A 12,349-nucleotide genomic window follows, 5' to 3' on the forward strand; every position below is an offset into this window, starting at 1 on the left:
GGGCATGCCCTCCCTGTGGTTGATGGCGGGAAGGTTGCCCCTCCCGCAGCGGATCAGATGGTGGACTCTTCGCCGTCCAGACTCACTTCGTGATCGCTGTTGAATACGTTCATGTCGGTCTCCCCCAGCAGGCGGCTGGTAACCGTGCCCGCGGTGATGGAGCCGGAGACGTTGAGCGCGGTACGGCCCATGTCGATCAGCGGCTCGATGGAGATGAGCAGACCGGCCAGCGCCACCGGGAAGTCCAGCGCGGAGAGCACGATCAGCGCGGCAAAGGTGGCGCCGCCGCCAATCCCGGCCACCCCGAAGGAGCTGACGGTGATGATGGCGATCAGAGTCATGATGAAGCTCGGGTCCATCGGGTTGACCCCGACTGTCGGTGCAATCATCACAGCCAGCATCGCCGGATAGATACCGGCACAGCCGTTCTGGCCGATGGTGGAACCGAAGGAGGCGGCGAAGTTGGCGATCCCCTCCGGAATACCCAGTGACTTGGTCTGGGTCTGCACGTTCATCGGGATGGAGCCCGCACTGGTACGGGAGGTGAAGGCAAACGCCAGCACCGGCGTGATCTTCTTCAGGAAACGAGCCGGGTTGATGCCGACCATGCCGACCAGCAGCAGGTGCACGGCGAACATGATGGCAATCGCGCCGTAAGAGGCCATCACGAAGCTGAGCAGATTGATGATGTCAGCGTAGTTGGAACCGGATACCACCTTGGTCATCAGGGCCAGCACACCGAACGGGGTCAGGCGCAGCACCAGGGTCACCATCCGCATCACGATGGCGTGGGCCACGGCGATGAAGTGGCTGAAGCTGGCGAAGATCTCCGGCTTCTTGCGGGCAATGCCGGTAGCCGACAGACCGATGAAGATGGAGAAGATCACCACGGCGATGGTGGAGGTCTTGCGACCGCCGGTCATGTCGAGGAAGGGGTTGGCCGGAATGAACTCCAGCACCATCTTGGCAAAGGACATGCTCTCGACGCTGCCGAGGGTGCTCTGCAGCGCAGCTCCACGAGCACTTTCCGCAGCACCGGCAGTAAGTCCTTCCGCAGTCAGACCAAACAGGTTGGACATCAGGATGCCAGCCCCGGCGGCGATGGCGGTGGTGAAGATCAGCACGCCGATGGTCATGGCGCTGATCTTGCCAAGGGCGGTACCGCCGTTGAGCTTGAGGATGGCGCTGATGATGGAGACCATGATGAGCGGGATGATGATCATCTGCAGCAGCTTCACATAGCCGCTACCGACGATATCGAGATAGTCGATGGTCTGGCCAATCACCGCAGAACCCGCTCCGTAGAGCAGCTGCAGGGCGGCCCCGAACAGGATACCCAGCCCCAGACCGGCAAACACCCGGCGGGTGAAGCTCACATGTTTTTGCTGCAACCGATAGAGGAAGAACAGCAAGAAGGCCGCAATGGCCAGATTACCGATAACGCTAAGTGTCATGAGATGACCCCCCAAAAAGCGGGCAATGCCCGGGAAACAAGAGCAAGCACGACGCATGCCCTGGCAACCGTGTCTGACGGCCTGACCCGTCACGACATAAACAAGGGGGTCTGAGCCCCCTTTGTTTTACAAACTTATGGCTTCTGCTGTTTCGCTCGCATGATGTTGATGATCTCGATATCGGTATCCAGCATCCCCTCTTTGGAGAGCCGGCCCAGATTGGCGATGGTCTGGTCCACATCGTCGGAGACGATCCCCTCGCTCTGGGGCACATGCAGGTTGTTGATGGCCATCAGCGAGGATTTCACCGCCGCCGAGGTCGAGGTCGAGACCTTCATGGAGCAGGCGCTGCCGGCGCCGTCACAGATGATGCCGGAGACATCGCCAATCATGTTGTTGATGCAGTGGCTGATCTGCTCGAACTGGCCGCCCAGCAGCCAGGTGATGGCCGCGCCGGAGCCCATGGCGGCGGTGCTGGCGGCGCAGAGAGCCGACAGCTTGTTCTGGTAAGTCTTGATGTAGATGGCCACCAGATGGCTCATCACCAGCGCCCGGGTCAGCTGCTCGTCGTTCGCCTTGAGGAAGCGGGCCGCCGCGACCACCGGCATGGTGGCGGCAATACCCTGATTGCCGGAGCCGGAGTTGGACATGGCGGGCAGCATGGCGCCATCCATCCGCGCATCGGAAGCAGCGGAGGAGAGGCGCATCGCCAGTGTCATCAGGTCATCGGAGAGCAGCTTGCGCTCCACCTGTTCGGTGAGGATCTTGCCGATGCGCAGGCCGTAACCCTGCAGCCCTTCATCTGCCAGCGCCTGATTCATGGTGGCGGCCTCGCGGATGAAGTCGATCTCCGCCAGCGGCACTTCCAATGCAAAATCGACGATCTCGCGCAGGGTCATGGTCGGTTTGGCGGATTTGGCTGGCTGGATCTGCACGCCGGGAGCGTTGTCCTGCTGCATCAGCACCTCGCCATCCTTCTCCATCAGGATGATGCGGGTGTGGTCGGTACAGATCACCACCCGGGCGCTGTGGCCCTCCACCTCGGCCAGTACCTCGGCGTAGAGCACGTCCGGCACATCCTTCACGTCCACCTTGATGGCGGGCAGCAGCGCCTTGGCCGCTTCCACCTGCTCTGACGTGAGAGTCTTGAGCACCTCCAGCCCGGCATCCGGGTTGCCCCCTGTGATGCCGACCGCAGCGGCCACCGGCAGGCCGATCATGCCGGTGCCCGGCACCCCGACTCCCATGCCGTTCTTGAACAGGTTGCCGCTGACCCAGACACTGATACGGGTCGGATCCTGCCCCAGCAGCTTGCGGCAGTTGGCCGCAGCCAGGGCGACCGACATCGGCTCGGTGCAGCCAAGGGCCGGCACCACTTCACGCTTGAGCAGGGTAATAAAGTCGGTCCATTGTGCTTTCATCTGTGCAATCTCATCTTGGTGGCGCAATGCCTGTCATCGCCACAGGCAACAGCATGGCAAAAAGGGTGACCGGGGGTCAGCATCAATTCGGGGCGCGCCGCAACGGCGTCGCGAGAGAGGTAGCCGCCTGATGGCAGCTCCATGCAAATCAACTGAATTTGATTCTAATATCAATAAAATCAAATTAAGTTGCGCAATATCGCTTTTTTCAGCGCCATTATGCCCGTCTTTTAACAAAGTGCGACAAATTGTGAGGCAACGCACAGCGGGCGGGCCCGCCTAGAGGTGATAGCGGGCCAGCAGCTGCTTGTAGGCGGGGGTCTGCTTGAACAGTTTCAGGGCGGCAGAGAAACGGATAGCCAGCTGATCGTGGCCGGGTTTGTGGGTAAATCCGAGAAAGTTGCGGCTATCGTCGGTCAACATATAGGAGCCGTGGCTCACCTGATCCTGCAGCCCCTGGGTGTGCAGCAGATACCGTCCGACCAGCTCGTTGAGCACCACCCCGTCCAGCCTGCCCGCCATCATCAGGTGGAGCTGCTTGACGGCATTCCCCTCCCCCGTCATCGGCACCCGGATCACCCCGGTATCGGTCAGAAAGGATTTACTGTAGGCATAGTCGGCCTGAATGCCGACCCGCAACCCCTTGAGGTCGGCCAGCCGGGTGACATGGAGCGGGCGGTCAACCGGATAGAAGAGCACCTCGCCGCTGTAGGAGAGCGGCTCATCGGGATAGTAGAGCCAGCTCTTGCGAGCCTCGGCATAGAAGATGTCGATCACCGCATCTCCTTCGCGCAGCATCGCCTGCTGCAATACCCGCTTCCAGGGGAGCACCCTGATTTCGGTGCGATAGCCAAGCTGCTGCAGCACGGTACAAGCCAGATCGAGATCGGCTCCCACCAGTCGACCTCCATCATCACGCATCACGTAGGGCGGCCACAGCTCGGTCAGCAGCGTCAGGGTCGGCGGTTTGTCCGCCGCAGCCGCCAAACCGGCACCAAACAGCGAGGCCAGCAACCAACCGTAACACCCGATCCTTCGCCAACCCTGACACCACATCATGGAGATCCCTCATGGTCCGTATGGATTGAGGATATACAAGGGATGGGCAATAAAAAAGGAGGCCGAAGCCTCCTTGATATCCCATCTCTGAATGGCACTTACAGTGCTTTCAGGATTGCCTCGACGCTGGCCTTGGCATCGCCAAACAGCATCTGGGTATTCTCTTTGAAGAACAGCGGGTTCTGGACACCGGCATAACCAGTGTTCATGGAGCGCTTGAAGCCGATGACGTTCTGCGCTTTCCACACTTCCAGCACCGGCATGCCGGCGATCGGGCTGCCCGGGTCTTCCATCGCAGCCGGGTTGACGGTGTCGTTGGCACCGATCACCAGCACGGTATCGGTATCGGCAAAGTCCTCGTTGATCTCGTCCATTTCCAGCACGATGTCATACGGTACTTTCGCTTCCGCCAGCAGCACGTTCATGTGGCCAGGCAGACGACCGGCAACCGGGTGGATACCGAAGCGCACCTTGACGCCGCGGTCACGCAGCTTCTGGGTGATCTCGGCAACCGGATACTGAGCCTGTGCCACCGCCATACCGTAGCCCGGGGTGATGATGACAGAGCTGGAGTTTTTCAGCAGGTCAGCCACTTCCTCGGCGCTGGTTTCGCGGTATTCGCCCATCTCCTGATCAGCCGTGGAGGCCACGCCATCGGAGCCGAAGCCACCGGCTATCACGGAGATGAAGGAGCGGTTCATCGCCTTGCACATGATGTAAGAGAGGATGGCACCGGAGGAACCCACCAGCGCACCGGTGACGATCAACAGGTCATTGGAGAGCATGAAGCCCGCCGCCGCTGCCGCCCAACCGGAGTAGGAGTTCAGCATGGAGACCACGACCGGCATGTCGGCACCACCGATGGAGGCAACCAGATGCCAGCCAAAGGCGAAGGCGATCAGGGTCATCACCAGCAGGGCGAAGGTGGAGCCACCGGCGTTGACGAAGTAGACCATCAGGGCCAGAGAGGCGACCACAGCCAGCAGGTTCAGCTTGTGGCGGTGCGGCAGCATCAGCGGCTTGGAGGAGATGAGACCACGCAGCTTGCCGAACGCCACCACGGAACCGGTGAAGGTCACCGCACCGATGAAGACGCCGAGGAAGATCTCGACCAGGTGGATGTTCAGCATGGCGCCGGTCAGGTGCTCGACCTGGGCAACGCTGGCTGCCTGCTCGAACGCCGCACGGGCGGCTGCCAGAGTGGCATCCAGGTTGGAACCAACGGAGACAACCACTTCAGCAGGTGCGGAGGGGTGCAGATCGATGAAGCTGTTGAAGCCCACCAGCACTGCCGCCATACCCACGAAGCTGTGCAGCACGGCCACCAGCTCGGGCATCTCGGTCATCTCGACCTTGAGCGCCAGACGCACGCCGATGGCACCACCGATCACCATGGCCAGAATGATCCAGTGAACGCCACTGGTCTCCGGGTTGAACACGGTCGCGATCAGGGCGATGGCCATACCCGCGATACCGAACAGGTTGCCATGTTTGGCCGTCTCTTGCTTCGACAGTCCCGCGAGACTGAGGATGAAGAGCACGGCGGCAACGATATAGGATGCTGTTACCAGTCCTTGAGACACGTTAAACCCCCTTAATCCTTACGGAACATCTTCAGCATGCGCTGAGTGACGGTGAAGCCGCCGAAGATGTTGATACTGGCAATCAGCACGGCGATGAAGGCCAATGCGGTAACCAGAGTCGACCCTTGCCCGATCTGCAGCAGGGCACCGACCACGATAATGCCGGAGATGGCATTGGTGACCGACATCAACGGCGTGTGCAGGGCGTGAGAGACGTTCCACACCACGTAGTAACCGACCACACAGGCCAGGATGAATACGGTGAAGTGGGAGAGGAAGGCTGCCGGGGCAACGGACGCAATCCAGCCGAAGGCGGCGATGCCAAGGGCACCGAACACGAACTTCTTGTTGGAAGGCTTGGCCTCTTCCTTCTTGGCGGCCGGTTTGGCGGCGGCCGGTTTCTGCGGGGCAGCAGAGACGGAGATGGCGGGCGGCGGGAAGGTCACTTCACCGGCCTGGATCACCGTCATGTTGCGCTGAACCACGTCTTCGAAGTCGATGGCAACGTTGCCGTCCTTCTCCTTGCACATCAGCTTCATCAGGTTGACCAGGTTGGTACCGTAGAGCTGGGAGGATTGGGCAGGCAGGCGACCCGGCAGATCGGTGTAACCAATCACCTTGACGCCGTTGGCGGTGACATGCAGTTCGCCCGGCACTGTGTATTCACAGTTGCCGCCGGCCTGAGCTGCCATGTCCACGATGACGGAACCCGGCTTCATGCTGTCGACCATCTCTTTGGTGATCAGCTTCGGAGCCGGCTTGCCCGGGATCAGGGCGGTGGTGATGATGATGTCCACCTCTTTGGCCTGCTGGGCAAACAGCTCCATCTCGGCCTTGATGAACTCTTCGCTCATCACTTTGGCGTAACCATCGGAGGAGGAACCATCCTCGCCGCCGAAGTCCAGCTTGAGGAACTCGCCACCCATGGACTCGATCTGCTCGGCCACTTCCAGACGGGTATCGAAGGCACGCACGATGGCACCGAGGGAACCGGCAGTACCGATGGCAGCCAGACCGGCTACGCCGGCACCGATCACCAGTACCTTGGCAGGCGGCACTTTACCGGCTGCGGTGATTTGGCCGGTGAAGAAGCGACCGAACTGGTGCGCAGCTTCAACGACGGCACGATAGCCACCGATGTTGGCCATGGAGGAGAGGGCATCGAGGGACTGGGCACGGGAGATCCGCGGCACCATATCCATCGCCATTACATTGATGTTGCGCTCGGACAGCTTCTTGACCAGCTCGGGGTTCTGGGCAGGCCAGATGAAGCTAATCAGAGTGGCGCCATCTTTAATTTGTGCGATCTCGGCATCGGTCGGCGCATTGACCTTGAAGATAAGGTCGGCTTGCCAGACATTCGGCACCACGCTGGCACCGGCAGCCTCGAAGGCGGCATCATCGAAGCTGGCCGACAGGCCTGCGCCGGTCTCGATGGCGACCTCGAAGCCGAGCTTTTTCAGCTGCTCGACGGTAGCCGGAGTCGCTGCGACCCGGGTCTCACCGACGAGACTCTCTCTCGGTATTCCAATCTGCATGACTATTCCCTGATGGTTAATAAACAATCGCTGCCCAGTGTCTCATTTCTGGCGAAACAAGACATGACCAAAGTGCAGGTCTTGGGCTCTTTGTTATGAAAATCAGTAGGCTTTACCTCAACCTCCTGTCATGGTCAGGCCCCCGCTTTTCAGGCGCGAAGGTGATTAGTATCAAATTTTGGAGTTTTATTACAACCGCACGCCCGACAGCACGCGTACAGATTTCAGCCCATCCCCGCCGAGGATTAAAAAAAACAAACCAAATTAGAGGCTTATACCAGTAAAAACGGCTGAAAAAAGTGATCCAACCAGTCAAAAAAAATGTTTCACCGGCTCTCTATCTTAGCGTTTTTTGTTCTTACGAAATGCGCCGGAGCTCTGTACGGCTGCGGCAAAGGCCGAAAAATAACAATTTCACAACAATGACAGGGCCGCACTCCCGCCAGCTGGCAGGAGGCGGCCCTCGATATTCAATCGTTTCGCCGGTTGGCGCCCGATCCGGGGCTTTTACCAGGCAGCTTCATAAATATGCTGACTCTGCACCAGATCGATATCGCCGTGCTCGCCCAGACGGCTCATGCCGTGCTCACCCAGCTTGCCGATCAGGGTATCGATACCCAGATCTTTCAGACCGTAGTCGCGCAGCCGGGTCTTGACCCCCATCCGCTCGAAGAAGTCGCGGGTCGCGGCGATGGCATCGTCGATGCGCTCCGCTTCGCTGCCGCTGCGCAGACCCCATACCCGCTCTGCGTATTGCAGCAGCTTGGCATGCTTCTGTTTGCGCTTGGCCTGCAGCAGGGCGGGCAGCACGGCCGCCAGAGTCTGGGCATGGTCGAGGCCGTGCAGAGCGGTCAGCTCGTGACCCAGCATGTGGGTGGCCCAGTCCTGCGGCACACCGGCACCGATCAGGCCGTTCAGCGCCATGGTGGCACTCCACATGATGTTGGCGCGCACCTCATAGTTGTGCGGTTCGGCCAGCGCCTTGGGGCCCTCTTCGATCAGGGTCAGCAGCAAGCCTTCGGCGAAGCGATCCTGCACCTTGGCGTTGACCGGATAGGTGAGGTACTGCTCCACGATGTGGACGAAAGCATCCACCACTCCGTTCGCCACCTGACGCTCGGGCAGGGTGTAGGTGAGCACCGGATCGAGCACGGCGAACCGCGGCATCACGAACGGCGAGAAGAAGTGCACCTTGTCGCCACTGCTGCGACGGGTGATGACGGCACCCATGTTCATTTCTGAACCGGTCGCCGGCAGGGTCAGCACCGAACCGAGCGGGATGGCGGAGCGCACTTCGCTGCCGACGGTCTCGAGAATGTGCCAGGGATCCCTGGCCGGATCGTAGTGCGCGGCAGCGGCGATAAACTTGGTGCCATCGAGCACCGAGCCGCCGCCAACGGCGAGCAGAAAATCGACCTGCTCGGCACGGGCCAGCTCCACGGCCCCCATCAGGGTCTCGTAGGCCGGGTTGGGCTCGATGCCGCCAAATTCAAACAGGGTGAAGCCAGCCAGTTCGCTGCGGATCTGCTCCAGCAGACCGCTGCGTACCACGCTGCCGCCACCGTAGGTGATCATGACGCGGGCATCGCTCGGGAGCTGGTCGCACAGCTGGGCGATCTGCCCCTGGCCGAACAGGATTTTGGTCGGGGTATGGAGAGTAAAGTTGTTCATCGACATTGCCTTCTTCTGATAGTCAGGGCGGCCTGGCCGCGAAATCGTGATTGCATTTTTCTCCAGAACAACCCTACCATCAAGACAACATCCTGCTTGATTCTTGCCTATTTCTACAAAGCAGCGAAAACTGGAACAGACGGATCAAAGAGCCCCCATGCAAAACCGTTACAGCGACCTCGCCGCCAGAGTGGCCCGCCACGTCACCACCCCCGGCATCTCCCCGTCTCCGGTGAAACAGGTCAATCTCATCTACACCACCGAGTACCACGGCCGCACTCCGGTGCTCTACCAGCCGCGGATGATCGTGATCCTGCAGGGGCACAAGGTGGGTTATCTGGCGGATCAGGTATTTCGCTACGACCCCAACCACTACCTGCTGATGACCCTGCCGCTGCCCTGCGAGTGCGAGTGTTTCGCCTCCCCCGAGCAGCCCCTGATCGGTTTCTCCATCGAGATCGATCTGGTCATCCTGCAGGAGCTGTTGCTTGAGCTGGGCGATGCCCTGCCCGCCCCCGCTCCGCAAAAGAGCGGCGTCCACTCGGTCCCCCTGTCGGAGACCATGTTCTGCGCCGCCGAGCGGCTGATCGAGCTGATGGACAATCCGCTGCACGCCAAGGTGCTGGGGCCGCAAACGGTGCGGGAGATGCTGTTTCACGCCCTCACCGAGGGGGGCGGCCCGGCGTTGCAGGCGCTCGCCAACCGCCACAATCATGTGGGCCAGATAGCCCGGGTGCTGCGTATGATAGAGCAGCGCTACGCCGACAACCTCACCATGGAGGAGCTGGCGCGGGAGGTGAACATGAGCGTCTCCGCCTTTCACCACCACTTCAAGGCGGTCACCGCCACCTCGCCGCTGCAGTACATCAAGTCGTTTCGCCTGCACAAGGCGCGTCTGATGATGCTGCACGACGGCATCAAGGCGGGGGCGGCCGCCGCCAGAGTCGGCTACGAGAGCAACTCCCAGTTCAGTCGGGAGTACAAACGGTTCTTCGGCAGCACGCCGACAGATCAGGCCTCCCGCTTTCGGGATGGCCAGCTTCGCATCATAGAGGGATAACGAGAGAGGGATTACCTATGCGTTCACTGCTTTGTCTGTTTACCGTCTGGCTGCTGACGGCCTGCACCGGCCTCGCCGACGGCATCCGCCCCGTCACCGGCTTCCAGCTCGACCGCTATCTCGGCACCTGGTACGAGATTGCCCGCCTCGACCACGGCTTCGAGCGCGGGCTGGAGCAGGTGAGTGCCACCTACAGCCTGCGGGACGATGGCGGCGTCAAGGTGCTCAACCGCGGCAAGCAGAGCGATGGCAGCTGGCGCGAAGCCGAGGGCAAGGCCTACTTCGTCGGCAGCCCTGACGAGGCACGGCTCAAGGTGAGCTTCTTCGGCCCCTTCTACGGCGGCTACAACGTCATCGATCTCGATCCCGATTACCAGCTCTCGCTGGTGACCAGCTACAACCACGACTACCTCTGGATCCTCGCCCGCTCACCCAACCCGCCCAAGGCAAAGGTGGATGCGCTGGTCGCCAAGGCGAAGTCGCTGGGCTTTGCCACCGACCAGCTTATCTGGGTCAAACAGAGTCATTGACCCCGCTACCGGTGGCGAAACGCCTTCGCCACCGGCTTGTTTTTCCTTTTCAGTGAATACCCAGCCCCCACCTTCGCAGCCATAAAAATACCGCTGGTTGGTTGTTGCCAATATATTGCGAAGCTGCATCAGGCCCTGCAAATAACGCAACAAATAATAGCCATATTGTCAGTTCTGCCTTGCCACACAGGCACCGGCAATCATTGCCACAGCTGATTAAGGTGAAACGAAATAGCGTCAAAATAACGGGATTCACCATTGACCAGAGAGCAATAAACAAACAGCAAAACGTAATTAAAAACCAAACGAATCCCACCAAAGTGATTATTTGTTGCCATCCCCGGAGTCTGGTGATAAACAACTCGGCTACCAAAAATTACACATAAATATTCACTTTAACGAGGTGGCTAATTGGAATGGATTAAACTGAGCGGCATTCTTATTATTTTGTTGGGTTTTTATTTCAAACTCGACACCCTGGCTGTCGTACTGGTGGCCGCCGTCACCACGGCGCAGGTCTCCGGTCTCTCCATGACCGATTGCCTCTCCCTGCTGGGGGAAGCCTTCGTCTCCAACCGCATGGTGACGCTGTTTCTGCTGACCCTGCCGATGATCGGCATCTGTGAACGCTACGGCCTCAAACAGCAGGCAGTCACCCTGATCGAGCGGATCAAGAAGCTCACCCCGGGCAAGTTCATGACCCTCTATATGTTTATCCGCGAACTGGCCGGTCTCTTCTCGGTACGGGTTCAGGGTCATACCCAATTTATTCGTCCGCTGGTCAACCCCATGACTCAGGCAGCCGCCACCAAGGTGCACGGAAAATTAAGCGAAGAGGACGAGGAATATATCAAGGCGCGGGTTTCGGCCACCGAAAACTACGGCAACTTCTTTGCCCAGAATACCTTCGTCGCCTCCGCCGGGGTATTGCTGATCGTCGGTACATTTGAATCTCTTGGATATAGCGTCTCTGCCGTCGATATTGCCAAGGCATCCATGCCAATCGCCATTATCGCCCTGCTGATGGTGGCTATTTCCAATATGTGGTTTGACCGTCAGATGGCCAAGACATATACCGTGAGCAGCGACAAGGAGGGGCAACAATAATGGCAACCCTCATCCCCAACATGCTTGAATTCTTTTATGTGCTGATCGGCGTCATCCTGTTCAGCAGCGCCTGGCGCGTCCTGCGTGACCCCAACCACCCGGCCAAGATCGGTACCGCCCTGTTCTGGACCATTCTGGGTGTGCTGTTCGCCTTCGGCAGCTACATCCCCAATGTCATCAATGGCGTGCTGATCCTCGCCATGGGGGTCATCACCCTGCTCAAGCAGGTGAAGATCGGCAAGCTGGAGCAGGCGAGCGAGGAGGAGTCCCAGCGCCACGCCAACCGCATCGGCAACCGGATCTTCCTCCCCTGCATCCTGCTGGCCGTGCTGGCGGTGGTGATCGCCCAGTTCACCCCCCTTGGCGGTCAGGTGGGTATAGGTCTGGCGGCGGTCATCGCCTTCGTCATCACGGTCCTGCTGACTCGTGCCACCCCCGCTACCGTAGTGGGAGACTCCGACCGGATGATCCAGCAGGTCGGCATCACCGGCATTCTGCCGCAACTGCTGGCCGCGCTCGGGGTGATCTTCAACAAGTCCGGCGTCGGCGATGTCATCTCCCACGGCATCTCCACCGTGGTGCCGGTCGGCAGCCCCTTCGTCGGCGTGGTGGCCTACTGCCTCGGCATGATGGTCTTCACCATGATCATGGGCAACGCCTATGCCGCCTTCACCGTCATCACCGCCGGTATCGGCATCCCCTTCGTCATCGCCCAGGGCGGTGACCCGGTGGTGGCCGGTGCGCTGGCGATGACCGCCGGCTTCTGCGGCACCCTGATGACCCCCATGGCTGCCAACTTCAACGCCCTGCCCGCTGCCCTGCTGGAGATGAAGGATCTCAACAAGGTGATCAAGGTGCAGGTGCCGATGGCGCTGACGCTGGTGCTGATCCATATCGCACTCATGTATTTCTGGGCATTCTGACCA

Annotated in this window: 10 protein-coding genes; 4 read left to right on the top strand and 6 right to left on the bottom strand. The window is 60.0% G+C overall.

What is annotated here, in order from left to right; translation table 11 throughout:
• Positions 1 to 53: 53 nt before the first annotated feature.
• From I6L40_RS01070 to yqhD, 6 genes are all read right to left on the bottom strand, one after another.
• Positions 54 to 1,454 (bottom strand): L-cystine transporter, encoded by a 1,401-nt coding sequence (locus tag I6L40_RS01070; protein ID WP_042031893.1) that lies wholly within the window; start codon positions 1,452 to 1,454, stop codon positions 54 to 56.
• Positions 1,455 to 1,588: 134 nt separating this feature from the next.
• The gene (locus I6L40_RS01075) at positions 1,589 to 2,875 is read right to left on the bottom strand and encodes a serine dehydratase subunit alpha family protein (protein ID WP_071913797.1); all 1,287 of its coding nucleotides are present in this window, start codon (positions 2,873 to 2,875) and stop codon (positions 1,589 to 1,591) included.
• A 279-nt stretch (positions 2,876 to 3,154) separates the two neighbouring features.
• A complete protein-coding gene (locus I6L40_RS01080; protein WP_071913795.1) occupies positions 3,155 to 3,934 on the bottom strand; it encodes an ABC transporter substrate-binding protein in 780 nt (259 codons plus the stop codon).
• A gap of 98 nt (positions 3,935 to 4,032) precedes the next feature.
• Positions 4,033 to 5,517 (bottom strand): Re/Si-specific NAD(P)(+) transhydrogenase subunit beta, encoded by a 1,485-nt coding sequence (gene pntB, locus I6L40_RS01085; RefSeq protein ID WP_041209536.1) that lies wholly within the window; start codon positions 5,515 to 5,517, stop codon positions 4,033 to 4,035.
• Positions 5,518 to 5,528: 11 nt separating this feature from the next.
• On the bottom strand, positions 5,529 to 7,055 hold the full coding sequence (pntA, locus tag I6L40_RS01090; protein WP_042031897.1) for a Re/Si-specific NAD(P)(+) transhydrogenase subunit alpha: 1,527 nt from the start codon (positions 7,053 to 7,055) through the stop codon (positions 5,529 to 5,531).
• A 507-nt stretch (positions 7,056 to 7,562) separates the two neighbouring features.
• Positions 7,563 to 8,726 (bottom strand): alcohol dehydrogenase, encoded by a 1,164-nt coding sequence (yqhD, locus tag I6L40_RS01095; protein WP_216994880.1) that lies wholly within the window; start codon positions 8,724 to 8,726, stop codon positions 7,563 to 7,565.
• Positions 8,727 to 8,883: 157 nt separating this feature from the next.
• Here yqhD and I6L40_RS01100 point away from each other — a divergent pair, with 157 nt between their 5' ends.
• The 4 genes from I6L40_RS01100 to I6L40_RS01115 all read left to right on the top strand — a co-directional run bounded on the left by I6L40_RS01100 (position 8,884) and on the right by I6L40_RS01115 (position 12,346).
• Positions 8,884 to 9,786: an AraC family transcriptional regulator gene (locus I6L40_RS01100; RefSeq protein ID WP_043850729.1), complete on the top strand. Its 903-nt coding sequence runs from the start codon at positions 8,884 to 8,886 to the stop codon at positions 9,784 to 9,786.
• A gap of 17 nt (positions 9,787 to 9,803) precedes the next feature.
• Positions 9,804 to 10,316 (top strand): lipocalin family protein, encoded by a 513-nt coding sequence (locus tag I6L40_RS01105; RefSeq protein WP_041209533.1) that lies wholly within the window; start codon positions 9,804 to 9,806, stop codon positions 10,314 to 10,316.
• A gap of 411 nt (positions 10,317 to 10,727) precedes the next feature.
• Positions 10,728 to 11,423 (top strand): DUF969 domain-containing protein, encoded by a 696-nt coding sequence (locus I6L40_RS01110; RefSeq protein ID WP_216994881.1) that lies wholly within the window; start codon positions 10,728 to 10,730, stop codon positions 11,421 to 11,423.
• On the top strand, positions 11,423 to 12,346 hold the full coding sequence (locus tag I6L40_RS01115) for a DUF979 domain-containing protein (protein ID WP_185228104.1): 924 nt from the start codon (positions 11,423 to 11,425) through the stop codon (positions 12,344 to 12,346). Before I6L40_RS01110 ends, I6L40_RS01115 begins: the two co-directional genes overlap by 1 nt.
• Positions 12,347 to 12,349 lie beyond the last annotated feature (3 nt).

The organism is Aeromonas sp. FDAARGOS 1410 (genome assembly GCF_019048745.1).
GTDB classification, from domain to species: Bacteria; Pseudomonadota; Gammaproteobacteria; order Enterobacterales; family Aeromonadaceae; genus Aeromonas; species Aeromonas jandaei.

Coding starts and splice junctions, on each gene's coding strand:
- I6L40_RS01070 (WP_042031893.1), bottom strand. CDS start 1,454: ATGACACTTAGCGTTATCGGTAATCTGGCCATTGCGGCCTTCTTGCTG.
- I6L40_RS01075 (WP_071913797.1), bottom strand. CDS start 2,875: ATGAAAGCACAATGGACCGACTTTATTACCCTGCTCAAGCGTGAAGTG.
- I6L40_RS01080 (WP_071913795.1), bottom strand. CDS start 3,934: ATGATGTGGTGTCAGGGTTGGCGAAGGATCGGGTGTTACGGTTGGTTG.
- pntA (WP_042031897.1), bottom strand. CDS start 7,055: ATGCAGATTGGAATACCGAGAGAGAGTCTCGTCGGTGAGACCCGGGTC.
- yqhD (WP_216994880.1), bottom strand. CDS start 8,726: ATGAACAACTTTACTCTCCATACCCCGACCAAAATCCTGTTCGGCCAG.
- I6L40_RS01100 (WP_043850729.1), top strand. CDS start 8,884: ATGCAAAACCGTTACAGCGACCTCGCCGCCAGAGTGGCCCGCCACGTC.
- I6L40_RS01105 (WP_041209533.1), top strand. CDS start 9,804: ATGCGTTCACTGCTTTGTCTGTTTACCGTCTGGCTGCTGACGGCCTGC.
- I6L40_RS01115 (WP_185228104.1), top strand. CDS start 11,423: ATGGCAACCCTCATCCCCAACATGCTTGAATTCTTTTATGTGCTGATC.